The organism is Falsiroseomonas ponticola, from assembly GCF_016805305.1.
GTDB classification, from domain to species: domain Bacteria; phylum Pseudomonadota; class Alphaproteobacteria; order Acetobacterales; family Acetobacteraceae; genus Falsiroseomonas; species Falsiroseomonas ponticola.
Window position 1 is genome coordinate 526360 of the sequence record NZ_JAERQN010000002.1, and the last position, 23065, is coordinate 549424.

Genomic DNA, 23065 nt, shown 5'->3' on the forward strand with positions numbered 1-23065 from the left:
CGGCCGCCCTTGTCGGCCACACTTGTATCCCAATACCATCCCAGAAACCGCGCCACGAAGGGACACGCGCATGGCCTATTCCATCGCCGCCATCGATGCCGTCACCAACTACGAATTCGCCGATCCGGAGCTGGAGCGGAAGGGATGGCAGGAGAGCTTCATCAGGGAGAAGATCGGCGCCGAGGAATCCCGCATCAAGGGACTGACCCCCGAGGCCTTCATCGAGAAGATGGACCGAGCCGGCGTGGAGCACTGCTTCCTGCTGGCCATCAAGGCCGGCAGCGCGCTGAACACCATCAACCGCCGCGTGCCCTATGAGAAGGTGGCGGAGATGGTGCGCCGCTATCCCACGCGCTTCAGCGCGCTGGCCGGCGTCGATCCCACCGAGGGCATGCGCGGGCTGCGGGAGCTGGAATATGCCGTGAAGGAACTCGGCTTCATCGGCGCGCATCTCTACCCCCATTGGTTCGAGATGGCGCCCGACCATGCGCGCTACTACCCGATCTATGCGAAGTGCTGCGAGCTCGACATCCCGATCCAGATGCAGATCGGCCATTGCCTCCGCTATTCCGAGGAGCGTCCGCTGAAGAGCGTCGGCCGCCCGATCACGCTGGACACCATCGCCTGCGATTTCCCTGAACTGAAGCTCGTCGGCATCCATATCGGCTGGCCGTGGACGGAGGAGATGATCGCCGTCGCCTACAAGCATCCCAATGTCTATATCGGCACCGATGCCTATGCGCCGAAGCACTGGGACGAGAAGTTCGTGCGCTACATGAACAGCTTCGGGCAGGACAAGGTCATCTTCGGCACCGACTATCCCGTCATCGACCTGGAGCGCGCGCGCACGGAGTTCGAGGCGCTGGGCCTGCGCGAGGTCGCGAAGCGCAAGGTGCTCCGCGACAACGCGATCAGGCTCTATGGGCTGAAGCTGCCGCTTTCAGAGGAGTGAGCGCGGCACGTAGCGCCCGCTCCCCACGGCCGTGTCGTCCAGCGCGCCATCGCGCATGACGGCACGGCCCCGCACGATGGTGTGGACGACCTGGCCCGTCAGCGTCCAGCCCTCATAGATCGAGTAGCCGGCGGAGGAGAGCACGCCATCGCGCGTCACGGTCCAGCGGCGGCCGGGATCGACGATGGCGAAATCCGCATCCATGCCGGGCGCGATGGCGCCCTTGCGATGCAGGCCCATCGCCTTCGCCGGATTGGTCGAGACCAGTTCCACGATCCGCGCCAGGCTCAGCCCGCGCTTCATGTGCCCCTCGCTCAGCAGCACGGGCAGCATCGTCTCCATGCCCGGGCAGCCCGGGGAGGCCGCCCAGATGCCGCCCTCCTTGCCGCTCAGATCACGGTGCACATGGTCCGTCGCGACGGTGTCGATGCTGCCATCGAACAACCCGCGCCACAGTGCCTCCCGATCCGATGCCTCGCGCAGCGGCGGGTTGATCTTGCCGGTGACGCCGCCTTCCCAGCTCACGTCATGGGTGAGGTAGTGCGGGCAGGTCTCCACCCAGACCTTGCCGCCGGCCAGGCGGCCGCGCTTCGCGGCGTCCAGCGCCTCGGCGGAGGAGGTGTGGACGATGTAGAGCGGCGCGCCCGCCTCCTTCGCCACCAGCGCCGCACGCTGCACGGCATCGGCCTCCACGAAGGGGGGGCGGGAGGCATTCCAGCTGGCGAGGCCGCCCTTGCCCTCGGGATCCTGCGCCATGATCTGCTTCCGGCGCACCCAGGCGAGTTCGATCGTCTCGGGATGCGGGCAGACCATGCCGCCATGCGCGGCGACCGTCTCGCAGAGCCGCAGCAGGAAGCCGTCATCGATATCCGGCAGGCCGAGGCGCTTGCCCTCGCCGCCGCGGTTGTTCATGAAGATCTTGAAGCTGGGCGCGCCGAACTCCTCGACATAGCGCCGGATGCCCGCGAGCTGCGCCTCGGTCGAGATGATGGGGTGGTAGCCGAAATCGATGCGCGATCCCGCTTCCGTGACGGCGATGACCTCGTGCCAGAAATCCTCGAAGGGATCGGTCGCCATCAGGTAGGGGATGAAGCAGGTGATGCCGCCCGCGGCCGCTGCCGCGCTTTCCTGCGCCGCATCGCCCGGCACGCGCGGCCGGCTGATATCCTTGCCATGGCCGAGATGCAGATGGACATCGACCGCGCCCGGCATGGTGACCAGGCCCGAGACGTTCCAGACCTCCTCCGCTTCCGCCGCCGCGCCGCGGGCGAGGATGGCGGCGATGCGGCCATCCTTCACCGCGATCTCGCAGGTGGTGGGGCCGAGGCCCGGCAGCACGGCGCTGCCGCCGCGCAGCAGCATGTCGTAGCGCATCAGGCGGCGTCCCGCGGCGCCAGCTGGCCGAGCGCCGCGATCGCCTCCTCGGTCGTCATCACATCGGCATATTTCGCGGCCATGTCGAAGAGGTTCACCGCGTGGCTGGTCGCGCTGCGGTCATAGACCGCATCCTGCGGCACCACGACGCGCCAGTTATAGGCGAAGGCATCGACGACCGATCCGCGCACGCAGCCGCTGGTCGTGCACCCCGTCACCACCAGCGTATCGACGCCGAGATCGACCAGGTAGCTCGCCAGCGGCGTGCCGAAGAAGGCGCTGGGATGCTTCTTCGGCAGCAGGATGTCGCCATCCTGTGGCGCGACCTCCGCCACGAAGCCGTAGCTGTCCCGCGGCACCGTCATCAGCGCCGGCACCTTCGCGGCCAGGCGCCCGCTGTCGAAGCTCTCCTTCGGCGACACATGGGGGTAGAGGACGGGCCAGCCCTTCTCCCGGAACAGCGCGAGCAGTTCCTGGATGCGCGCCACGGCGGCCCAGCCCACCTCGCCGCAGCTGGTGGGGTACTCCTTGATCGCGTCCCAGAAGGGCATGGGCCTGGTGCCGACGGTGCGGTACTGCACATCGATGATCAGCAGCGCGGGCCGGCGGCCGAGGCCGGAGCGCCGCCCGAACCCGGCGGCGCCATAGGCGCGCTGCTCTTCCTCGGAGATGATTCCATCCCAGGGCTTCATGTGACTCAGTCCGGTTGTTCCTCGCCCCGGACGCTAGATCATCAGTTGCAGACACACAAGATGTATCCAAGTCACGCCGTAGCGGCGGCGCCGGGGCGCCGCCCGGCGCCTCAGCGCGCCGCCCAGCCGGAGGCCGCGAGGATGTCGTGGCTGGCCTTGATGTCGCCATCCGGGTCCGCGCCCGGCGTCAGCGCATCGGTGATGATCTCCAGCACCGTCATGCCGCTATAGCCGATCTCCTTCAATGCCGCGGCCGCCGGGGCCGGTTCCACGATGCCGGTGCCGAGCCGTTCATGCTTGAAGACCGCATAGCCGCTGTCGGAGATGTGGACGTTCTTGATGCGCTTGCCGAGCAGGCGGATGGCCGCCGGCACGTCCTCCTTGATATAGGCGCTGTTGCAGACGTCGAAGTTGATCCCGACCTCGGGCCCGATCTCCTCCGCCACCGCCAGCATGTCGGCGGCCTTGGGCAGGAAGGTGAAGGGCACGTTCTCCAGGATGATCTCGACGCCGGAGCCCTTCGCGAAATCGACGAGCTCGCGCATGCCCTCGATGAACCAGGCGCGCATCCAGGGCACGGGCGGATCGATCAGGGAATTCACCGGGCCGGGGATGGCGCAGACATAGGGGCAGCCCCAATCGGCGGCGAGGTCGATGGCTTCCTTGTACCGGTCCAGCGTGTAGCGGCGCATCTTCGCGCAGACGCTGTTCGGATTGTTGTCGAGCAGCGGGTAGCAGAAGGAGGTGATGGCGGAACCGCTGTCGGCGAGCCAGGACTTGTATTCGCGGCGCTTCGCGGGCGTGAGCTCGGAGGGCCAGCAATGCGGCGGGAAGATCATCATCTCGAAGGCGCGATAGCCCTGCGCGTGCAGGTGCTTCAGCGCGCCGAGACCGTCATGCGAATAGAGGAAGGGGAAGGTGGAGGCGGCAACGCGCAGATCGGCCATGGCTTGTCTCCTCAATAGCTGTGTTCGGATCGCGTGTTCACGACGAGTTCGGCGATGGTCGCGGTATCCGGCAGCCGCAGCAGCAGCGAGACGATCTCCGCAATCGTCGCCGGCGAGAGGCGGTTGGCGGAAATGCCCGGAAGCCCTGCGAGCAGTTCGGTATCGATGGCGCCGGGGCAGAGCGCGGTGACGCGCACGCCTTCCTCCCACCCCGCCAGCTTCGTCGCCTGGCTGAGTGCGACGAGCGCATGCTTGCTCATGGCATAGCCGATGGAGACGGAGGCGTCGCGGATGCGCTTGCCGTCGGTGGAGGCGATGTTGACCACGCGCCCATGCCCCGCCGCCCGCAGATGCGGCAGCGCGGCCTTGGTGGCGCGGAAGGGCGACTTCACATTGACGGTCCAGAGCTCGTCGAGCTCCTCCTCGCCCCCTTCATCCCAGGTCACGCGGCGCAGGATGCCGGCATTGTTGATGAGGCCGTCGAGGCGGCCATGGGCGGCGACCGTGGCCTCGATCCACGCCTCCGCCGTCGCGGGCTTCGTCGCGTCATAGCCATGGAAGCTGGCGCGTTCCGCGAAGCCGAGCCGCGCCCGCGCCGCGCCGGGATCCCGCACGCCGAGCGCCAGGGTGTAGCCCTCCCCATGCAGCTTGCGCGCGATGGCGGCGCCGAGCCCGCGCCCGCCGCCGGAGATGGCGATGACGCGGCCCGCGGCGGGAATCAGCTCCGCGTCACGCATGCTCAGAACAGGCCCTGATAGACGCCGCCATCATTGACGATGTTCTGCGCCGACATGAAGCCGGCCTGGGCGCTGCAGAGATAGGCGACGAGGTCGCCGCATTCGGAGGGATGCGCGAAGCGGCCCGCGGGGCAGCCATTGATGCGGTCCTCGACCATGGCTTCGTAGGTGGTGCCGCGCCGCGCCGCATGGCCGTGCAGGTTGGTGCGCAGCGCATCCGTGTCGAAGAGGCCCGGGCACACCGTGTTCACCGTGACGTTGTGCGGCAGCAATTCGCGCGCGATGGACCCGATGGCGCCGGAGAGCGCGACGCGCGCGGCGTGCGAATGGGCGAAGCCCACCTGCGGGAACTTGATGAAGCTGACGGAGATGCTGACCACGCGGCCGAACTTGCGGTCGCACATGCCCGGCGTGACGCGGCGGATCAGCTCCATGGAGGAGTAGAAATGCACGTCCCACCAGCGCAGCCATTCATCGCGTTCCCAGCCGCGGAAATCGCCGGGCACCTGGCGGACGCCGGGGTTGCAGACCAGGATGTCCGGCGCGGGGCAGGCGGCCAGGATCGCGTCGCGCCCTTCCGGCGTGTTCACATCGGCCGCCACGGTCTGCACGGTGACGCCGGTATCGCGCCGCAGGCTTGCCGCGGCCTCCTCCAGCGCTTCCTGCCCGCGCGCGACGATGGTGAGGTTCACGCCCTCCTGCGCCAGCGATCGCGCGCAGGCCTCGCCGAGGCCGCGACTGCCGCCGCAGACGATGGCGTGGCGCCCCCTGATGCCGAGATCCATCTCAGAGCAGCCCCATATCCGTGAGACCCTTGCGCAGCCCCTCCAGCGGCGCGCCCGTCAGCGCCCGCAGCGGCGGCCGCGGCGTGCCGCCGCCGGCGAAGCCCATCATGTCCATCGCCGCCTTGGTGGCGGGGTAGAGCGTGCGGCCGCCGCTGGTGAAGAGGTCGGTCAGCTTGCGCCCGGCTTCCTGCAGATCCGCCGCATCGCTGCGGCCATCGCGCGCGGCGTAGTAGAGGTCGAGGCACCCGGTCCAGACATTCGGGAAGCAATCCACCGTGCCATCGGCGCCGAGCGCCACGGCCGGCACGCCGAAGACCGAGGAGGGGCCGCAGAACACCCGCAGCCGGTCTTTCACCGCCAGCATCGTGGCGTAGAAATTGTTCCAGTCGCCGGAGGATTCCTTGATGGCGACGACCTTCTCCAGATCCGCCAGGCGATCCGCCAGCGCCGGAGAGATCGCGTTCACCGCATTGCCGGGGATGTTGTAGACGACGATCGGCAATTCGACCGCATCCGACACCGCCTTGTAGTGCGCGAAAATCTCGTCATCGGTCAGCTTCACGAAGTAGGGCGGCAGCACCAGCACCGCATCGGCGCCGACCTGCTTTGCGTGCTTCGCCAGCTCGATCGTGTCCGCTTCGCCCACGCAGCCCGTGCCGACGATGACGGTGCCGCGGCCGGCCGTGGCGGCGACGGCCTCGGCATAGAGCGCCTTGCGTTCGTCCATGGCCAGCGCCCAGAACTCACCGGTGCAGCCGCAGGCGACGATGCCCGTCGCGCCGGCATCCAGCATGCGCGTGACATTGGCCCGGAAGCCCGCATTGTCCACGCGCCCCGCCGCATCGAAGGGCGTCGTCAGCGCCGGCATCGGGCCGGTCCAGTCGACGTCGTCGCGGTTCATCACTCACTCTCCCCAAGGGTCACGGCGCGCGCATCGAGGCGCGCCTGGCTGTCGGCATCGAACAGGTGCAGCCGTTCCGCCCGTAGCGCGAAGGAGACGGCATCGCCAGGGTTCAGGCTGGCCTCGGCCGGGGCGCGGGCGGTCAGCGGCGACCCGCCGGCATCGAGCATCACGATCGTCTCATGCCCGGTCGGCTCCACGACGCGCACGGTCGCGCGATGCGGCCCCTGGCCGATCAGCACATCCTCCGGCCGCACGCCCAGCACGACCTTGGACGGAGCGCCGGTGACGGCGAAGGGCACCGTGATCGCGGGGTGGCTGAAGACGCCATCGGCGAAGCGGCCGGGCAGGGTGTTCATGGGCGGCGTGCCGATGAAGCCCGCGACGAAGAGGTTGGCGGGACGGTCATAGACCTCCCGCGGCGGGGCGAATTGCCGCAGCTCCCCGCCCTCCATCACCGCGATCCGATCCGACATCGTCATCGCTTCCAGCTGGTCATGCGTGACGTAGACGAAGGTGCGGCCGAGCGTCCGATGCAGCTCGATCAGCTCCGCCCGCATATGCGCGCGCAGCTTGGCGTCGAGGTTCGAGAGCGGCTCATCCAGGAGGAAGACCTTGGGGCTGCGCACCAGGGCGCGGCCCAGCGCCACGCGCTGCTGCTGCCCGCCGGAAAGCTGCCGCGGCTTGCGGTCCAGCAGCGCCTCCAGCTTCAGCATGGCGGCGATGCGCGCGACGTTCACCGCCCGCTCCGCCTTGGCCATGCCCTGCTTCTTGAGGGGGTAGGCGATGTTCTCGCCGACCGTCATGTGCGGGTAGAGGGCGTAGGACTGGAACACCATGGCGATGTCCCGCTTGCCCGGCGCCACGTCGTTCACGACGCGGTCGCCGATCATGATCTCCCCGCTCGTCGGGAATTCCAGCCCCGCCAGCATGCGCAGCGTCGTCGTCTTCCCGCAGCCGGAGGGGCCGAGGAGCGACACGAATTCGCCGGGCCTGATCGCGAGGTCCAGCCCCTTGACCGCGACGGCCTCCCCGAAGGCCTTGCGGACGCGGGTGAAGGTGACTCCGGCGGCGCTCATCCCTTCACGCCCCCGGCGCCGAAGCCGCGCGTCAGGTACTTCTGCAGGACGGCGAAGATGATGATCAAGGGCACACTCATCATGACGGAGGCCGCCATCAGCAGCGACCATTCGATGTTGAAGGAGGAGACGAGCATGCTCATCACGCCCGTCGTCAGCGGCCGCGCGCTATCCGTGTTCACCAGGACCAGCGCGTAGAGATACTCGTTCCAGGACAGGATGAAGGTGAACAAGGAGGTCGAGATGATGCCCGGCAGCGCCTGCGGCAGGATCACGTCGAAGAAGGCCTCCATCCGCGTCGCACCATCCACCAGCGCGGCCGATTCCAGATCGTCCGGGATGCCCTGCATGAAGCTGCGCAGCAGCCACAGCGCATAGGGCAGGGCGAAGCTCGTATAGGCGATGACCAGGCTGAGCAGCGAATTCGCCACGCCGAGCCACACCATCATGAGGTAGAGCGGCAGGATCAGCACGACGGAAGGCAGCAGGTAGGTGAAGAGCACCAGCTGCGCCAGCCTCTCCCGCCCCGGATAGCGGAAGCGCACCAGGCTATGCGCGCCGAGCGTCGCGACGGCCACCACGAGCACCGTGGTCGAGAAGGACAGGATCAGCGAGTTCCGCATGAAGGTGAGGAACGGCGTCTCCCACAGCAGGCGCCGGTAGTGCTCGAAGGTGATCTCCTCCGGCCAGAAGGTCGGCGGGATGCGGAACAGTTCGAATTGCGGCTTGACCGAGGTGATGACCATCCAGATGAGCGGAAAAGCCGTGACCAGCACGATGGTCCAGGCCATGAGGTTGAAGGCGACGCGCTTCATCGCGCTTCCTCCTTCCCCATGCGGCGGAGGTAGAGCACCATGAAGACCAGCATCACCGCCATCATCGCGACCGCGACGGCCGTGGCGCGGCCCATCGCGTCCAGGCCGAAGGCTTCCTTGTAGACCATCAGCGGCAGCGTCTGCGTCGCGATCAGCGGCCCGCCGCCGGTCATCAGGTAGATCAGGTCGAACTCCTTGAAGTCCCAGATGGCGCGCAGCAGCACCACCACCATCAGCACGTCCTTCAGCTGCGGCAGCGTCACATCCGTGAAGCGGGACCAGGCGCCGGCGCCGTCGATGGTCGCGGCCTCATAGAGCTGGTCCGGGATGGTCTGCAGCCGCGCGAGGATCGCGATGACGACGAAGGGGAAATACTTCCAGGCGCCGACGAGCACGATGCTCACCATCGCATTCGGCATGGATCCCAGCCAGTCCAGCGGCATCTGCAGCAGGCCGGACCACATCATCAGATGGTTCAGGATGCCGTAGAGGTCGTTGAACAGCCAGCGCCAGACCAGCACGGCAACGACGGTGGAGACGAAGTAGGGAAAGAGGATCAGGCTGCGCGCGAGCGCCCGGAAGACGATCGCCTGATGCAGCATCAGCGCCGCCGCGACGCCCAGCACCACCTGCAGGAACAGCGTGCAGACGGTCCAGATCAGCGTGTTGAGCAGCGAACGCCAGAACTCCTCACCCGCGAAGAGCTCCGCGTAGTTCTGCAGCCCGACGAAGTTGCCCTGCAGCGTCGGGGTGAAGATGTTGAACAGGCTCAGATAGACGGCCGAGACCAGCGGATAGACGATGACGGCGCAGAAGATCAGCACGCAGGGGGCGATCAGCATCACCCCCAGCATCGCGTCCCGCCGGTCGAGGGGATTGCCCCCCGCCGGCCCGCCAGTCCTGGACGTCATGCGCCTGCTTCAGCCGCGCATCAGCGCTTCGAGGCGCTGCGCGGTCGTGGAGACCACCGCCGCCATCGGCTCGTTGTTGATGACGTAGCGCTGCACCGCTTCCGCCAGCACATGGCTCGCGATGATGCGGCCCGCCGCGGTGTTCGGCTTGTGCTGCGGCGATTCCCAGCCGAGGTTGTGGCCCGCCGCCGCGCTCTCGCTCATCAGGTCCACTTCCGCGCGATACTTCTGGATCAGCGCGTTCTCCTGGTATTGCGGCATGGCGCTGATCGTCTTCAGGACCGGCAGCACATGGCCGGGCGCCGCATGCAGCTGGCGGATATAGCCATCGGCGCGGAACAGATGCGCCGCGAAGCGCTTGGCCAGCGCGATGTTCGGCGCCACCTTCGGGATCATCACGCTCGGGAAGTCGTTGAAGGTCCAGGGCGCGACATTGGTGGAGATGGTCGGGTAGCGCGCGCAGGTGATGCTGTCCGCGATCCGCGGATTCTGCGCGGCGACATTCGCCAGCACGCGGCCGGTGTAGATGCCGGTCGCCGTCGCGCCGGCGACGAAGGCCGTCAGGCTCTCGCCCCAGGAATAGTTGGTCGCACCCGGCGGGCAGAGTTCCCGCATGGACTTGTAGAATTCCAGCGCGTTGCGGAAGGCGTCGCTGTCCACCGTCACCTGCAGGTCCGGGGAGAAGATGTTGCCGCCGGCGCCATGCACGAAGCAGATGAAGATCAGGCTCGTCATGGAGTTGCGGGCATAGGGGAGGGGCGCGCCGAAGACGCCGCCGCCCTGCATGCGGCGACAGGCATCGCGCAGCTGGTCCCAGGTGCGCGGCGCCTCCGCGATATTGGCGCGCTGCATCAGATCGCGGCGCAGCCACATCATGTTCGCGGCGGAATTGCCGATGCCGGTGCCGGCATACTGGCCTTGCGTGATCTCGTAGATGCGGTTGGCGCCATCGTAGAAGTTCGACGTGCCGATCATGTCGATCACGTCGTTGAAGGGCTCCAGCAGCCCGTTCTGCCAGTAGGTGGCGACGGCGAAGTGGGGCAGGTGCGTCACCACGGAAGGCACCTGGCCGGAGGCGAAGGCCGCCGCCATCTGCGCGGGATAGCCCTCATCCGACGTCGCCTCGAAGACCACGCGCACGCCCGGATTCGCTTCCTCGAAGGTGCGGATCTGGAAGTTGTAGGCTTCCCGCTGCGCGGGCGCCGTCTGCGGCGACCACCAGCGAAGCGTCGTCGGCGTCTGCGCGCGGGCGCCGCCGGGTGCGGCCAGCGCCATGGCGCCGGCGCCCAGCGCGGTGCCCAGGCTGCGGCGAGAGAGGCCGCTGCGGGTGGTCTCGGTCATGTCTCTTCCCTTCCTTCCCTGCTTCCGTCACCCGCCGGCGGCGACCGCACAGCGAACGCTTGACCGCAGTGTGAAACAGGCCGTCGCGACACCGCAAGGGGCTTTCCCCGGATTTCGCGCGTTGACCGCCCGGAATCCCGCGACCTATGTTCGCGCTGCGAACAGTCTGACCCGATGGGCAAGACCACCATGGATGATGCGATCCCGCGCGACCTGCATGCGCCCGAGCCTCGCGAGGACCGGGAGATCGTGCAATCCGTGCTCCGCGCGCTCGACGTGCTGCGGAGCTTCGACCGGCAGACGCCGCGGCAGACCCTGTCGCAGGTGGCGGAGCGCACGGGCCTCAGCCGCGCCACCGCGCGCCGCTTCCTGCTGACCTTCACCCATGCCGGCTACATGGAGCAGGAGGGCGGCCGCTTCCGCCCGACCGCCAAGCTGCTCGAACTCGGCCATTCCGCCGTCGCCTCGCTCGGCCTCTGGGACATCGCGCGCCCGATCATGGCGGATCTCTCCGTCCGGCTCGGGGAGGCGGCCTTCGCCGCCGTGCTGGATGGGGAGGATGCGCTCTATGTCGCGCATGCGCCCTCCCCGGGTCGTGTCGTCGCGGTCGGCATCGCGGTGGGGCGGAGGCTGCCGGCATACGCGACCTCGGTCGGCCGTGTGCTGCTCGCGGGCCTCGGCGACCAGGCGCTGGCGCAGGCGCTGGCGGCGATGAAGCCGTCCGCGCTGACGCCCAACACCGTCACCTCCAAGCCGAAGCTCCGCGCCATCATCGAGGAGGTGCGCCGCAACGGCTTCTCCATCGTGGATGAGGAGCTGGAAGTCGGCCTGCGCTCCGTCTCCGTGCCGCTGCGCGCGCCGGGCGGTGCGGTACTGGCGGCACTGAATGTCTGCGGCCCCTCCTCCCGCGTCACGGCGGAGGTGCTGCATAGCCGCTTCCTGCCGGAACTGCTGGAGGCCGCGGACCGCATCAACCGGTCCCTGCGGGACTGAAGCGATCCGGCGTGAAGCGCGCGACGGGGAAGCCGGGATCGCGCCCGAGCAGGATCGCCGCCGCCATGTCGGCGACCAGCGGGCCGAGCGTGTAGCCCGCATCGCCCGGCACGGCGATGTGCACGCGCGGCTCCGCGCCGAGAGGCCCGAGCACGCATTGCCCATCCGTCGTCGTGTTCACGCCGGCCCATGTGCGCAGCAGCCGCAACTCGCGCACGCTGGGAACGATGTGCTGCGCGAGCGTCAGGTTCTGCACGAGCGAGTCCATCCGCACGGTCGGCGCCTGCTCCCGCCCCGCGAAGCGCGCGGGCCAGCCGCCACCGATCACCACCTGGCCGCTCGCCAGCTGCTTCAGCGTGATCATCCGCTCCGCATGCTGCACCAGGTGCTTTACCAGCGGCGCCGCGGCTTCCGTGATGTTCATGTGCAGCGGCTCGGCGACCGTCGGCACATGGCCGCCGATCTGCGCCGCCAGCCTGCCCGTGCCGGCGCCCGCCGCCAGCACCACGCGCCCCGCGCGCACCACGCCGCCATCGGAGAGTGCCAGGCGCAGCGCCGCGCCATCGCGCTCGATCCGCTCCACCCAGGTCTTCAGCCGATGCGGCACGTCGCGCGCGCGCAGATCCCGCGACAGCGCCTGGTTCGCCAGCAGCGGGTTCAGCTTGCCCTCGTCATGGCACAGCTCCGCGCCCACCACGGCGTCGCCGAGATAGGGCGCGATGCGCCGCACCGCGGCGCGGTCCAGCATCTCCACGCGCAGGCCCAGCTCCTCCTCCCGCGCGCATTTCCGGGCGAGGAAGTCGTAGCTCGTCGCATCCTCGCAGACCATCAGCCCGCCGGATTGCCGCAGCTCCACATCCGCGCCGAGCTCCTCCGCCAGTGTTCCCCAGCGCCGCGCCGCCGCGGGATAGAGCGGCAGCGACGCTTCGAGATTTGGCACGAGGTCCGGATACATCCGCAGGAAGCGGCTCTGCATCTGGACATGCAGGCTGCCGGCATTGGCGTTGGTGCCGCCATGCCGGCCTTCATCCAGCAGCAGCACGTCCTGCCCGGCGATCGCCAGGTTGCGCGCCAGGCAGAGGCCGACGATGCCGCCACCGATGATGGCGACATCGGCCTGCTGGATCACTCCGCCGCCTGCTGCGCCAGCGCCGCCCGCTTGCGCAGCCAGGCGCGCCAGGTGGTGGCCCAGCGCGCGGGATCCTCCGGCGCCTCGCTGTCCACGCGGCCGATCGGGGCGTTATGGGGCGCGGTGCGCACCAGCTCCGGATCGCTGCGCGCTTCGTCACACACCTTGGCGAGGACATCGCACCAGAGGTCGATATCCTCCTTCGACCACAGCTCGCCGGCCTCGGGGGTAAAGGGTTCCGGCACCACCCAGGGTTCGTGGGAGAGCCAGGGCGCATCGATGCCGTAGTCGGTCATGCGGTTGCCGATTTCTATGACGCCGAGCCCGGTTTCCTCCTTCAGCGGGCCGAGGCCGTAGCGCGTCATCTCCATGCGCCAGGTCTTGGCTTCCGGGTTGGAACGCGCGACGCCGGGGATCGCGAGCAGGCGCTTCTCCATGTAGTTGTTGGCCAGCACGGCGATATCGGCGGCTTCCTTGATGCCATCCGCGCCCATCGCCCGCGCCCAGGCATAGGCGCGCATGACGATGTGGAGGTTGCCCAAGAACTCCCGCACCTTGCCGACGGAATCCGGCCGGTCGTGATCCATGCGGTAGAGGCCCGTCGCCTCGTCCTTCACCACGATCGGCTTGGGCAGGAAGGGCGCCAGTTCGGCGGAGCAGCCATAGGCGCCGACGGCCGGCCCGCCGCCGCCCTTCGGCCCGCCGAAGGTCTTGTGCAGCATGAACATGCAGGCATCGAAGCCGAGTTCGCGGGCGCGGATGCGGCCCATCACGCCGTTGAAGTTGGCGTGGTCGTAGAAGGCAAGGCCACCGGCCTGCTTCACCAGCTTCACCCATTCGGCGATCTGCGGGTTGTAGACGCCCATGTCGTCGGGGTTGTTGATCATCAGCGCCGCGGTGCGGTTGGACAGCGCGGCCTTCAGCGCCTCGATGGAGGGATAGCCATTCTCCTCCAGCATCAGCGTCACCACCTTGAACCCCGCGGTGGCGGCGGTGGCGGGGTTGCAGGGATGCGCCTGGATGGAGGTGATGATCTCGTTGCGCTGCTCCAGCTCCCCCTTCGCCGCGAAATAGCCGCGCGTGACGCAGGTATGGGTATAGGCGGCGTCCGCGCCGCCCGCGGCCTGGAAGACGAACTGGTCCATGCCGGAGAGTTCGCGCAGGATCAGGTCGAAGCGGTGCACGATCTCCAGCAGCCCTTGCAGGGTGCTGTCATCCTGCAGCGGGTGAAGCTCCGCCATCTGCGGCCGCAGGCCCAGCGCCTCGCTGACCCGCGGGTTGTATTTCATGGTGCAGGTGCCGAAGAGGCTCACGCCCATCATGCCCAGCACCTGCTGCGAGAGGTGCAGGTAGTGGCGCAGCACGTCGTGTTCCGTCATTTCCGGCAGGGCAGGGGCGCTGCGGCGGCGCATGCCGGCGGGCACGAGGGCCGCGGCATCGCCCTCGGCCTTCGGGAAGACGATCCCGCGCCGTCCCTTCACGCCCATCTCCATCACGACGGGCTCGTTCCACCGGGCCTGGTGGATCAGCTTCGGCGTCCCGCTCATCGCACGATTTCCTCGAGTGCCAGTGCCAGCCGTTCGATGTCCTCGGCCGAATGGATTTCCGTCACGGCGTAGAGCGCGCTCTGCCCCAGCGCCGGGATGTCGGCCGACAAATCCTTGCCGCCGAAGATGCCCTTGGCCAGCAGCGCCTTGTTCACCGCCGCCACCGTCTTGCCGGTAGCGCTGAAGTCCACGACGAATTCCCGGAAGAACCCGCCGCGCCAGCGGACCGAAACCCCTGGCACCGAAGCGATCCGCTTCGCCGCCGCATGCGACCGCGCCAGCACCAGCTCGCCCAATTCGCGAAAACCTTCGGGCCCCATCAGCGACATGTAGACGGCATTGGCGATGGCGGTGAGGTAGACTGAATTGCCGGTCCAGTCCTTGCCCTGCTCGCGCATCCCGTAGCTCGATTGATGCGCCAGGCTCAGCGCGAAGCCGTGCTCGCCGGGGTTGCGCGTGGTGGTGATGGAGATGTTGAGCGTCGGGTACTCCCGGGCATAGCGCTCCTCGTCGCGGGACGCGATGAAGCCGCCCGCGCCGCCGCCCGCGCTCATATGCGCGCCCAGGGTCTGCGTGGTGCCGACGACGATATCCGCGCCGTAGTCGGGCGGGGGCGCCAGCACGCCGAGGCTGATGGGATCGACGCCCACGATCACCTGCGCGCCAGCCTGATGCGCGATCTGCGCGATCGCCTCGCCCTGCGTCTCGATCAGGCCGAGGAAGGAGGGATTCTCGAAATAGACGGCCGTGACGCCGTCGCTCATCTTCGCGCGAAGGTCGGCGAGGTCGAGAAGCCCGGTCGCCGCATCCTGCGCCACCGTCACCACCGCGATGTGGCTCGCCATGCCCTCCGGCTCGCAATACTGGCGGATCACCGCCAGGCGTTCCGGATCCATCCAGGCCGGCACCAGCACGCGCCGCCGCCTGTTGAGCCGTGAGGCCAAGCGGATGGCGTTGCCCGCGGCGCAGCCCCAGGAATAGACGGGCAGGCCCACGAAGTCGCAGGCCACCAATTCACCGAGCTGGGAGCAGAATTCGAACCAGGCCTGGTTGCGGCCATGGTCCGACATGGCCGTGCCCCAGACCGAGGTCAGGAACTCGCTCCGCCCCGCCACCTCATCCACGATGGCGGGCACATGGTGCTGCCAGATGCCGGCGCCGAGGAAGGAGAGGTTCTCCTCGCAGGACCGGTTCTTCGCCAGCAGCTGCAGCATGTGCCGCCGCAACTCCACCTCCGACCGCAGCGCGGGCGGCAGCGCGAAATCATGCTTCGTGCGGTGGCTGTCGGGGATCTGCTCGAACAGCGCCTCGATCGAGGGCGCGCCGATCTCCTTCAGCATCGCCTCCTTGATCGCGGGCACGGAATTGGCCATCCAGGGATGCGCCGTCATGCTCTCTCCTGTCACGTCCCTCATCTCCTTCAGGCGGCGACCTTGATCATGGCGCTGCGGTCGGGCGCGGTGCGCACCGCGATGTAGCCCGAGAGTTCCGCATCCATGGTCGCGTCGCCGGTATCCACATGCAGGCAGGCGGGATCGAGTGCCGCGAGCTTCATCGCCCCCGCCACCACCACCAAATTCTGCCGCCCGATCCGCCGCAGCACCGCGGCGCTGAGCTGCTGGTTGCCGCGGCCGAGCAGGAAGCCCTGGCCGCCCGTCACGCCGAGGATGGCCGTCGCCGGCGCCTGCTCCGTCAGCCGCAGCAACTGCGCCTCGCTCACATCCGCCGCCAGCAGCCTTCCATCCAGCGCGACATCCACGCCCATCAGCGTGCCCTCGAAGCCGATGGCGCGCTTGATGCGCCGCATCGTGGTCCCGCAGCCCAGCACGTAGAGACGGCCGCGCTGCATCTCCCCGGCGATGCGCCGCGCCAGCGCGTCCAGCGCCGCCTCATCCGGCACCGCGGCGCCGGCCTTGCCCGCCTGCATCAGCGCGCGTTCCTCCGGCACCAGCGCCACGCCATGCAGGCGCGGGCTGACGCGCCCGGCGCGCAGCGCCTCCTCATCGAGGTCCATGACCTCCGCCTCCCGGAACCGCGCCTCGCCCGCCATGACGCGCGCGGCGAGCCGCCCGGCGGCGGCGGGGCTGGTGGCGAAGACCGCGGATTGCATCTTCACGCCGGTCGGGATGCCGAGCACGGGGATGCGCGTGCCGACCACACCCGCCACGTCCCGCGCCGTGCCGTCGCCGCCGGCAAACAGGATCAGCGCGACACCCGCCGCCTCCATCGCGCGCGCCGCGTCGCGCGTGCCCTGCGCATCGGGCGTCACGCCGTCCAGCACCGCGCAGGCCAGGCCCGCCGCGGCGCAGGGCTCCGCGCCCATCGCACCGGGCGCCGCCAGCACCGCCACGCCGCGCAGCTCCACCAGCGCCCGCGCGGCGCGCAAGCCGGAGACGGGTTCCGCCCCCAGCGCCCGCGCGCGCGCCAGAACCTCCGGCCCATCGGTGCCTTTCAGCCCGACCCTGCCGCCCATGCCCGCGATGGGGTTCACGATGACGCCCAGCCGCCGCACCAAGCCTCCCCGCGCGTTCGCGTCGCGGTTTCCCGCGCGTTCGCATCGCGAACAGCGATGCGCCAGACGCACAATCTGCGGGGCTTCGGGCGGCGGCGCAATCCCGAAGATGAAGCATCCGACATCCCGCGCGCCGCCGCCACAGGGTTGTGGCTGCGCGCCCGCCGGTCCTACCCTTGCCGCGATGCAGCAAACCGCTTCCACCCCCGAAGGCCTGCCCGCGCTGGAGGCGCGCCTCCAGCGCGACCTGGCGCTGCTGAACCTGCCGCCCAAGGCCTGGGTGCCGGAGACGCCCTGGGCGGCGGGCGAGCTGCTGGACGTCGCCGTCATCGGCGGGGGGCTCTCGGGCCTCTGCGCCGCCGCCGCGCTCCGCTTCCTCGGCATCACACGGCTCGCGGTGCTGGACCGGGCGGCGGCCGGCACGGAAGGCCCCTGGGTGACGACGGCGCGCATGCGCACGCTGCGCACGGCGAAGGAGGTCGCGGGGCCCGCGCTCGGCGTCCCCTCGCTCACCTTCCGCGCCTGGTTCGAGGCGCAGTGGGGGCCGGAGGCCTGGGCGGCCATGTTCCGCATCCCGCGCCCGATGTGGATGGACTACATGGTCTGGTACCGCCGCGTCCTGGCGCTGCCCGTCCGCAACGGCGTCGAGGTTTCGGCCATCGAGCCGCTTCCCGATGGCCCGGTCCGCATCGTGACGAAGACGGGTGTGCTGCATGCGCGCCGCGTGGTGCTGGCCACCGGCATCGATGGCCTCGGCGGCCCGGCCGTGCCCGCCGCGCTGCGCGACCTGCCGCGCCGTTTCTGGGCGCATTCGGCGGAGGCGATCGAGATCGCCTCGCTCGCCGGCAAGCGCGTCGGCGTGGTCGGCGCCGGCGCCTCCGCCATGGACAATGCGGCGGTGGCGCTGGAAGCCGGCGCGGCTTCCGTGGACATTCTGATCCGTCGCCCACAGATGCCGCGCATCGACAAGTTCACGGGCATCGGCAGCAAGGGCATGGCGCATGGCTTCATGGGCCTGCCGATGGAGGACAAGTGGCGCTTCTTCCGCCTGGCCAATGACGCGCAGCTGCCCGCGCCGCGCCAATCCGTCCTCCGCGTCTCCGCCTTCCCCAATGCGCGCTTCCTCTTCGGCTGCCCGATCCTTGCGGCGCGGGAGGATCGCGGCGCGCTGCGGGTGGAGACGCCGCGCGGCGTGCTGCGGCTGGATTTCCTGATCCTCGCGACGGGCTTCGCCATCGCGCCGGAGACGCGGCCGGAATTGCGGGCCATCGCGCCGCATATCCGCCGCTGGGCGGACAGCTACACGCCCCCGCCCGAGGAACGCGATGACGCGCTGGCGCAGCACCCCGATCTCGGCCCGGGATTCGAGTTCCAGGAACGCCTGCCCGGCGCCTGTCCCGGCCTGTCGCGCATCGCCTGCTTCACCTTCCCCGCGGTGCTGTCGCACGGCAAGCTCACCAGCGGCATCCCCTCGGTCAGCGAAGGCGCGCGCCGCCTGGCGGAGGCGATGGCGCGGAGCCTCTTCGTCGAGGATCGTGCCCTGATCCGCGACCAGTTCGACCGGTACGATACCGCCGAATTGCAGGGCGACGAATGGACGCCCTGGACCGGCCCCCTGGAGAGTGACAGCGATGCCGCAGCCTGAGATCCTGGTCTTCTACGGCATCTCCTCCCCCTGGGCCTATCTCGGCACGCCGCAGCTCTGGTCCATCGCGAAGAAGCACGGCGCGCGCATCGTGCTGCGCCCCATCCGCGTGATCGAGGCCAATGGCGGCATCCCGCTGCGCACCCGCGCGCAGCCGCGGCAGGACTACCATGCGCTGGAATTGTCGCGCTGGCGCGCGCATCTCGGCATGCCGTTGAACCTGACGCCGCGCTTCTACCCTTGCCGCACCATCGAGACGGCGGCCCAGGCGGTGATCGCGGTGCAGGAAGCGGGGCTGGATGCGCCCGCCTTCAGCTTTGCCGTGCAGCGCGCCCTCTGGGCCGAGGATCGCGACATCGCGGATGTGGAAACGCTGCGGGAGCTGGCGCGCGGCACGGTCGGGGAGGAAGGCGCCGCGCTGGTCCGCGACCCCGCGCTTCCCCGCCATATCGAGACCTGGCACGGCAACCTGGCGGAGGCCGAGCGGCGCGGCATCTTCGGCACGCCCACCTATGTGGTGAATGACGAGCTGTTCTGGGGCCAGGACCGGCTGGATTTCGTCGATCGCGCCCTGGCGAAGGCCGCGTGATGCTGGCGCATGAGGATCCCGCCATCATGGAACGCGCGGCCGCGCTGCATGCGCGCGCGGTCGTCTTCGATGGCCTTTCCACCTGCAACTGGTCCCGCACCATCTTCGAGGAGATGAAGGCCGGCGGCGTCACCGCCGTGAACGCCGCTTCCGTGCTGTGGGAGGATCTGCGCGGCGGGCTCGACAACATCAGCGACTGGCGGCGCATGCTGGCGGAGAATGCCGATTTGCTGCGGCCCGTGAGGACCGTGGCCGATATCCACGCCGCCAAGCGGGAAGGGCGGACGGGCATCAGCATCGGCTGGCAGAACACCTCCCCCATCGAGGACCGGCTGCAGGATATCGGGATCTTCAAGGATCTCGGCGTCGGCATCATGCAGCTGACCTACAACACGCAGAACTATTCCGGCGCCGGCTACCTGGAGCTGACCGATTCCGGCCTGACGGGGTTCGGGCGGGAAGTGGTGCATGAGATGAACCGCGTCGGCGTGCTCTGCGATCTCTCCCATGTCGGGGAGAGGACGAGCTTCGATGCCATCGCCTGGTCCAGGCAGCCCTGCGCCATCAGCCATGTCCTGCCGCGCGCGCTGCACGACGTGCCGCGCAACAAGACCGATGCGCTGCTCAAGGCCTGCGCGGAGGCCGGCGGCATCATCGGCATCAGCCTCTTCGCTCCCGGTTTGCGGCGCGGCAATGACGCGACGGTGGAGGACTATATCGACGCGATGGAGCATGTGCTGGCGCTGGTGGGGGAGGATCATGTCGGCCTCGGCGCCGATTTCAGCCTGGACCATCCGCGCCCCGGCCCCTACCAGAACTACGCCAGCAAGGACAAAGGCACCGCCCGCAACCTGACGGAATTCGCGACAGCCAAGATCAGCAAGCCCCGCGGCATCCAGCGCATCCATGAGATGCCGCACATCACGGCGGCGATGGTGAAGCGCGGATGGAGCGAGGACCTGATCGTCAAGCTGCTGGGCCAGAACTGGCTGCGGCTGCTGGCGCGCGTCTGGGGCGGCTAGGCCACGCGGTCCCAGGCATCATCGGTCGTGCGCGGCAGGCGGTGCTTCATGATGCGCTGGCTCGGCGTGCGCTCGAAGCCTTCCACCACCGCGATGTAGCGCGGCCGCTGGTGGCGGGCGAGGCGCGTCTCCAGCCAGGCGGAGAATGCAGCCGGGTCCAGCGCCGCGCCGGGCTTCGGCTGCACGAAGAGCTTGATCTCCTGCTCCCCGACCTCGGCCGCCACGCCGATCATCGCGCAGTCCGCGACGGCGGGATGCTGCGCGGCGACGCTTTCCACCTCCCACGCCCCGACATTCTCGCCCCGCACTCGCGCGCTGTCGGAGAGGCGGCCATGGAAGTAGAGATTGCCGTCGGCATCGAAGGAACCCTGGTCGCCCGTATGCAGCGCGCCGTCGCGCAGCGCCTTCGCGGTCGCCTCGGGATTGTCGAGGTAGCCCCGCGTCAGCGCCAGCGGATCATGCGCGCGCACCACGATCTCGCCGCGCTCCCCGGGTGGGCCGAGCAGCGAGACGGTGAACCAGGGCATCGCGGTACCGACGGATCCCTGCGCGCCGTTGCGGTTCGCCGTGCTGAAGCTGCTGGCCTCCGTCATCCCATAGCATTCGCGCAGCTCCACGCCGAAGCGGGCCCGCACCGCGTCCCAGATCTCGGCCGGCGCGCCGCCACCCCAGGCCACGCGCACGCGATGCGCGCGTTCCTTCGCGCTCGGCTCCTGCTTCAGCAGGATCTGCAATATGCCGCCGAGGTAGTGGATATGCGTGGCGCCGGCGGCGATCACCTCCTCCCAGAAGCGGCTGGCGGAGAAGCGCGGCACCAAGTGCAGCACGGCGCGCCGCAGCAGCGGCACCACCACCATCTGCGCGCCGCCGATATGGTACAGCGGCTCCCACATGAACATCACGTCGCCGTCCCGCGCCTCGGAGACCAGCAGCACGCCCTCTCCCGCCAGGCGCAGCATGCGGTGGGAGACGCGCACGCCCTTGGGCGGGCCGGTGGTGCCGCTGGTGTAGCCGATGGCGAAATCATCGGCGGGGTCGGGCAGCACGGCCTCGAACCGCGCGGGCGGCGCGGCCTCCAGCGCCGCCAGCGTCACCACGCCCTCGATGCCCGCCAGCGCCTCCAGCAGCGCCGCATCCGCCACCACCAGGCGCGGCCGCGCATGGCCCAGGATGTAGCGCAGCCCGTCGCCGACCAGCGCGGTGTTCAGCGGCACCCAGACGAGCCCCGCCTTGGCCAGCGCGAAGACCAGCGCCAGCGCGCCGGCGCCATTCGGCAGCATCACCGCCACGCGGTCGCCGCGCGCCGCGCCCAGGCCCCGCAGCGCCGCCGCCATGGCATCGCTGCGCGCATCCAGCATGCCGAAATCGAGCGGCGCCCCATCCACCACCGCGAAGATCCGCGCCGGCTCCGCCGCGGCGATTGCGCGGAACAGCTCGAGAAACCCGCCCGGCGGCGGCACGCCCTGCTGCATGCATGGCCCTCCCGCCGCATGCTCCCGCGCGCCCCGCGCCGCGTCAATCGACCGGCCCCGCGCTTGACGCTGCGCGCGCGCCGGTGGAAGCATCCGCCGCGACGCCGGGAGACGCAGCATGACCATCGACGCCGAGGTTGAACGCCAGGTGCTGGCGGAGAACCGGGACGGCACGCTGCTCGTCACGCTCAACCGGCCGGAACGGCTGAATGCCTGGAACGCACCGATGCGCGCGCGGCTCGTCTCGCTCATCAACGGCGCCAACAGCGATCCCGCCATCCGCGCCTTCGTCCTGACCGGCACGGGTCCGCGCGCCTTCTGCGCCGGGCAGGACCTCAATGAAGGCAAGACCTTCGATGGCGCCCGCGCGGAGGAGTGGATCGAGGAATGGCGCCGCCTCTACGGCGCGCTGCGGCGCTTCGAGAAGCCGATGGTCATCGCGCTGAACGGCCTTGCCGCCGGTTCCGCCTTCCAGACCGCACTGCTGGGCGATATCCGCATCGGCCATGCGGGATCGCGCATGGGCCAGCCGGAGATCAATTCCGGCATGGTCAGCGCCACCGGCTTCTGGATCATGCGGGAGATGCTGGGCCTGTCCCGCGCCATCGAGATGGTGCTGACCGGCCGGCTCGCTTCCGCGGAGGAATGCCACCGCCTCGGCATCCTGCACCATCTGGTGGAGCCGGAGGAGGTGCTGCCCCGCGCTCTCTCCATCGCCGCGGAACTCGCCGCCAAGCCGCCGCTGGCCTTCAAGTTCAACAAGCAGCGCTTCTGCGCCGCCACCCAGGCCAGCTTCGACGAGACGATGGAAGCCGCGCGGCTGCTGCATCGCCAGGCCTTCGATGCCGGGGAGCCGCAGCGCGTCATGGGCGAATTCCTGAACAAGGCGCGATGATCGCCATGTCCCCCCGCCACGCCCTCGTCACCGGCGCCTCCTCCGGCATCGGCGCCGCCATCGCGCAACGCCTCATCGCCGATGGCTGGCAGGTCACCGGCCTCAGCCGCAAGGCGCCGGACTGGGCCGGCTCGGGCTACACGCATCGCGCGGTCGATCTGCTGGACCCCGATGCGCTGGCGCCCGCGCTGGAAGGGCTGGCGCCGCAGGCGCTGGTGCATGCCGCCGGGCTGATGCGGGCGGAGGCGCTGGGCGCGATGAAGCCGGAGACGGGGGACCAGCTCTGGCGCCTGCATGTCGATGTCGCCGCGCGCCTGGCCGATGCGCTGATCCCGCGCATGGAAGCCGGCGGGCGCGTGGTCTTCGTGGGGTCGCGCACCTCCGGCGGCGCGCCCGGCCGCGCCTATTACGCCGCGACCAAGGCGGCGCTGGTCGGCCTCGCGCGCTCCTTCGCCGCGGAACTCGCGCCGCGCGGCATCACGGTCAATGTGGTGGCACCCGGCGTGACGGACACGCCCATGCTGCGCGACCCTGCCCGCGCCTCCATGCAGCCCAAGGCGCCGCCCATCGGCCGCTTCATCCGGCCGGAGGAAGTGGCCGCGCTGGCCGCCTTCCTGCTGGGGCCGGAGGCCGCCGCCATCACCGGCCAGCAGATCATGATCTGCGGCGGCGCCTCGCTCTGACCCGGCGCGCTTGACGCCGCCCATGCCGCGGGCGTACCCCTAGG

The 23065-nt window shown here is 69.5% G+C and carries 22 protein-coding genes; 7 read left to right on the top strand and 15 right to left on the bottom strand.

Annotation, left to right across the window (positions count from 1 at the left end; all coding sequences use genetic code 11):
• Window positions 1-70: 70 nt before the first annotated feature.
• Window positions 71-952, top strand: coding sequence for an amidohydrolase family protein (locus tag JJI54_RS09995; RefSeq protein WP_203072806.1), 882 nt, complete (start codon window positions 71-73; stop codon window positions 950-952).
• Here JJI54_RS09995 and JJI54_RS10000 read toward each other — a convergent pair.
• The 10 genes from JJI54_RS10000 to JJI54_RS10045 all read right to left on the bottom strand — a co-directional run bounded on the left by JJI54_RS10000 (window position 941) and on the right by JJI54_RS10045 (window position 10534).
• Entirely contained in the window at window positions 941-2326 is a 1386-nt protein-coding gene (locus JJI54_RS10000; protein WP_203072807.1) for a dihydroorotase, read from the bottom strand. The two genes, JJI54_RS09995 and JJI54_RS10000, sit on opposite strands and share 12 nt — an antisense overlap.
• A complete protein-coding gene (locus JJI54_RS10005; protein WP_203072808.1) occupies window positions 2326-3018 on the bottom strand; it encodes an isochorismatase family protein in 693 nt (230 codons plus the stop codon). Before JJI54_RS10005 ends, JJI54_RS10000 begins: the two co-directional genes overlap by 1 nt.
• A 110-nt stretch (window positions 3019-3128) precedes the next feature.
• Window positions 3129-3965 carry a sugar phosphate isomerase/epimerase family protein gene (locus JJI54_RS10010; protein ID WP_203072809.1) on the bottom strand — a complete coding sequence of 279 codons (837 nt, stop codon included), beginning with the start codon at window positions 3963-3965 and terminating at the stop codon, window positions 3129-3131.
• 11 nt (window positions 3966-3976) lie between these two features.
• Complete coding sequence (locus JJI54_RS10015; RefSeq protein ID WP_203072810.1) at window positions 3977-4702, bottom strand: SDR family NAD(P)-dependent oxidoreductase; 726 nt, start codon at window positions 4700-4702, stop codon at window positions 3977-3979.
• A 2-nt stretch (window positions 4703-4704) separates the two neighbouring features.
• The gene (locus JJI54_RS10020) at window positions 4705-5487 is read right to left on the bottom strand and encodes an SDR family oxidoreductase (protein WP_203072811.1); all 783 of its coding nucleotides are present in this window, start codon (window positions 5485-5487) and stop codon (window positions 4705-4707) included.
• A gap of 1 nt (window position 5488) precedes the next feature.
• Window positions 5489-6388, bottom strand: coding sequence for a dihydrodipicolinate synthase family protein (locus JJI54_RS10025; protein WP_203072812.1), 900 nt, complete (start codon window positions 6386-6388; stop codon window positions 5489-5491).
• Window positions 6388-7467 (bottom strand): ABC transporter ATP-binding protein, encoded by a 1080-nt coding sequence (locus tag JJI54_RS10030; RefSeq protein ID WP_203072813.1) that lies wholly within the window; start codon window positions 7465-7467, stop codon window positions 6388-6390. The genes JJI54_RS10025 and JJI54_RS10030 overlap by 1 nt, the downstream gene beginning before the upstream one ends.
• On the bottom strand, window positions 7464-8282 hold the full coding sequence (locus JJI54_RS10035) for a carbohydrate ABC transporter permease (RefSeq protein WP_164696947.1): 819 nt from the start codon (window positions 8280-8282) through the stop codon (window positions 7464-7466). Before JJI54_RS10035 ends, JJI54_RS10030 begins: the two co-directional genes overlap by 4 nt.
• Complete coding sequence (locus JJI54_RS10040; protein ID WP_203072814.1) at window positions 8279-9193, bottom strand: carbohydrate ABC transporter permease; 915 nt, start codon at window positions 9191-9193, stop codon at window positions 8279-8281. Before JJI54_RS10040 ends, JJI54_RS10035 begins: the two co-directional genes overlap by 4 nt.
• A 9-nt stretch (window positions 9194-9202) precedes the next feature.
• Window positions 9203-10534, bottom strand: a complete 1332-nt coding sequence (locus tag JJI54_RS10045) for an ABC transporter substrate-binding protein (protein ID WP_203072815.1) — start codon at window positions 10532-10534, stop codon at window positions 9203-9205.
• 189 nt (window positions 10535-10723) lie between these two features.
• Between JJI54_RS10045 and JJI54_RS10050 the strand changes: the two genes are divergently transcribed.
• On the top strand, window positions 10724-11527 hold the full coding sequence (locus JJI54_RS10050; RefSeq protein ID WP_203072816.1) for an IclR family transcriptional regulator domain-containing protein: 804 nt from the start codon (window positions 10724-10726) through the stop codon (window positions 11525-11527).
• Here the strand turns inward: JJI54_RS10050 and JJI54_RS10055 are convergent.
• Genes JJI54_RS10055 through JJI54_RS10070 form a run of 4 tightly spaced genes read right to left on the bottom strand, consistent with a single transcriptional unit; the run spans window position 11505 to window position 16715 of the window.
• On the bottom strand, window positions 11505-12656 hold the full coding sequence (locus JJI54_RS10055; protein ID WP_203072817.1) for an NAD(P)/FAD-dependent oxidoreductase: 1152 nt from the start codon (window positions 12654-12656) through the stop codon (window positions 11505-11507). The two genes, JJI54_RS10050 and JJI54_RS10055, sit on opposite strands and share 23 nt — an antisense overlap.
• A complete protein-coding gene (gene gcvPB / locus JJI54_RS10060; protein WP_203072818.1) occupies window positions 12653-14203 on the bottom strand; it encodes an aminomethyl-transferring glycine dehydrogenase subunit GcvPB in 1551 nt (516 codons plus the stop codon). Before gcvPB ends, JJI54_RS10055 begins: the two co-directional genes overlap by 4 nt.
• Window positions 14200-15594 (bottom strand): aminomethyl-transferring glycine dehydrogenase subunit GcvPA, encoded by a 1395-nt coding sequence (gene gcvPA / locus JJI54_RS10065; RefSeq protein ID WP_203072819.1) that lies wholly within the window; start codon window positions 15592-15594, stop codon window positions 14200-14202. The genes gcvPB and gcvPA overlap by 4 nt, the downstream gene beginning before the upstream one ends.
• A 29-nt stretch (window positions 15595-15623) precedes the next feature.
• Complete coding sequence (locus JJI54_RS10070) at window positions 15624-16715, bottom strand: ATP-NAD kinase family protein (protein WP_203072820.1); 1092 nt, start codon at window positions 16713-16715, stop codon at window positions 15624-15626.
• 184 nt (window positions 16716-16899) lie between these two features.
• Between JJI54_RS10070 and JJI54_RS10075 the strand changes: the two genes are divergently transcribed.
• From JJI54_RS10075 to JJI54_RS10085, 3 genes are read left to right on the top strand one after another with little or no spacing between them, the layout of a single operon-like run.
• Entirely contained in the window at window positions 16900-18360 is a 1461-nt protein-coding gene (locus JJI54_RS10075) for an NAD(P)-binding domain-containing protein (protein ID WP_203072821.1), read from the top strand.
• Window positions 18347-18949 (top strand): 2-hydroxychromene-2-carboxylate isomerase, encoded by a 603-nt coding sequence (locus JJI54_RS10080; RefSeq protein WP_203072822.1) that lies wholly within the window; start codon window positions 18347-18349, stop codon window positions 18947-18949. The genes JJI54_RS10075 and JJI54_RS10080 overlap by 14 nt, the downstream gene beginning before the upstream one ends.
• Window positions 18949-19971, top strand: a complete 1023-nt coding sequence (locus JJI54_RS10085; RefSeq protein ID WP_226381597.1) for a membrane dipeptidase — start codon at window positions 18949-18951, stop codon at window positions 19969-19971. Before JJI54_RS10080 ends, JJI54_RS10085 begins: the two co-directional genes overlap by 1 nt.
• On the opposite strand, the gene JJI54_RS10090 is transcribed toward JJI54_RS10085, so the two are convergent.
• Window positions 19968-21443 carry an AMP-binding protein gene (locus JJI54_RS10090; RefSeq protein ID WP_203072823.1) on the bottom strand — a complete coding sequence of 492 codons (1476 nt, stop codon included), beginning with the start codon at window positions 21441-21443 and terminating at the stop codon, window positions 19968-19970. The genes JJI54_RS10085 and JJI54_RS10090 overlap by 4 nt on opposite strands.
• A gap of 118 nt (window positions 21444-21561) precedes the next feature.
• Here JJI54_RS10090 and JJI54_RS10095 point away from each other — a divergent pair, with 118 nt between their 5' ends.
• Both JJI54_RS10095 and JJI54_RS10100 read left to right on the top strand, forming a co-directional pair.
• Complete coding sequence (locus JJI54_RS10095) at window positions 21562-22338, top strand: enoyl-CoA hydratase/isomerase family protein (protein ID WP_203072824.1); 777 nt, start codon at window positions 21562-21564, stop codon at window positions 22336-22338.
• 5 nt (window positions 22339-22343) lie between these two features.
• A complete protein-coding gene (locus JJI54_RS10100) occupies window positions 22344-23021 on the top strand; it encodes an SDR family NAD(P)-dependent oxidoreductase (RefSeq protein ID WP_226381598.1) in 678 nt (225 codons plus the stop codon).
• The last annotated feature ends 44 nt before the right edge of the window (window positions 23022-23065 follow it).

Coding starts and splice junctions, on each gene's coding strand:
- JJI54_RS09995 (WP_203072806.1), top strand. CDS start 71: ATGGCCTATTCCATCGCCGCCATCGATGCCGTCACCAACTACGAATTC.
- JJI54_RS10000 (WP_203072807.1), bottom strand. CDS start 2,326: ATGCGCTACGACATGCTGCTGCGCGGCGGCAGCGCCGTGCTGCCGGGC.
- JJI54_RS10005 (WP_203072808.1), bottom strand. CDS start 3,018: ATGAAGCCCTGGGATGGAATCATCTCCGAGGAAGAGCAGCGCGCCTAT.
- JJI54_RS10010 (WP_203072809.1), bottom strand. CDS start 3,965: ATGGCCGATCTGCGCGTTGCCGCCTCCACCTTCCCCTTCCTCTATTCG.
- JJI54_RS10015 (WP_203072810.1), bottom strand. CDS start 4,702: ATGCGTGACGCGGAGCTGATTCCCGCCGCGGGCCGCGTCATCGCCATC.
- JJI54_RS10020 (WP_203072811.1), bottom strand. CDS start 5,487: ATGGATCTCGGCATCAGGGGGCGCCACGCCATCGTCTGCGGCGGCAGT.
- JJI54_RS10025 (WP_203072812.1), bottom strand. CDS start 6,388: ATGAACCGCGACGACGTCGACTGGACCGGCCCGATGCCGGCGCTGACG.
- JJI54_RS10030 (WP_203072813.1), bottom strand. CDS start 7,467: ATGAGCGCCGCCGGAGTCACCTTCACCCGCGTCCGCAAGGCCTTCGGG.
- JJI54_RS10035 (WP_164696947.1), bottom strand. CDS start 8,282: ATGAAGCGCGTCGCCTTCAACCTCATGGCCTGGACCATCGTGCTGGTC.
- JJI54_RS10040 (WP_203072814.1), bottom strand. CDS start 9,193: ATGACGTCCAGGACTGGCGGGCCGGCGGGGGGCAATCCCCTCGACCGG.
- JJI54_RS10045 (WP_203072815.1), bottom strand. CDS start 10,534: ATGACCGAGACCACCCGCAGCGGCCTCTCTCGCCGCAGCCTGGGCACC.
- JJI54_RS10050 (WP_203072816.1), top strand. CDS start 10,724: ATGGATGATGCGATCCCGCGCGACCTGCATGCGCCCGAGCCTCGCGAG.
- gcvPB (WP_203072818.1), bottom strand. CDS start 14,203: ATGAGCGGGACGCCGAAGCTGATCCACCAGGCCCGGTGGAACGAGCCC.
- gcvPA (WP_203072819.1), bottom strand. CDS start 15,594: ATGACGGCGCATCCCTGGATGGCCAATTCCGTGCCCGCGATCAAGGAG.
- JJI54_RS10075 (WP_203072821.1), top strand. CDS start 16,900: ATGCAGCAAACCGCTTCCACCCCCGAAGGCCTGCCCGCGCTGGAGGCG.
- JJI54_RS10080 (WP_203072822.1), top strand. CDS start 18,347: ATGCCGCAGCCTGAGATCCTGGTCTTCTACGGCATCTCCTCCCCCTGG.
- JJI54_RS10085 (WP_226381597.1), top strand. CDS start 18,949: ATGCTGGCGCATGAGGATCCCGCCATCATGGAACGCGCGGCCGCGCTG.
- JJI54_RS10090 (WP_203072823.1), bottom strand. CDS start 21,443: ATGCAGCAGGGCGTGCCGCCGCCGGGCGGGTTTCTCGAGCTGTTCCGC.
- JJI54_RS10095 (WP_203072824.1), top strand. CDS start 21,562: ATGACCATCGACGCCGAGGTTGAACGCCAGGTGCTGGCGGAGAACCGG.
- JJI54_RS10100 (WP_226381598.1), top strand. CDS start 22,344: ATGTCCCCCCGCCACGCCCTCGTCACCGGCGCCTCCTCCGGCATCGGC.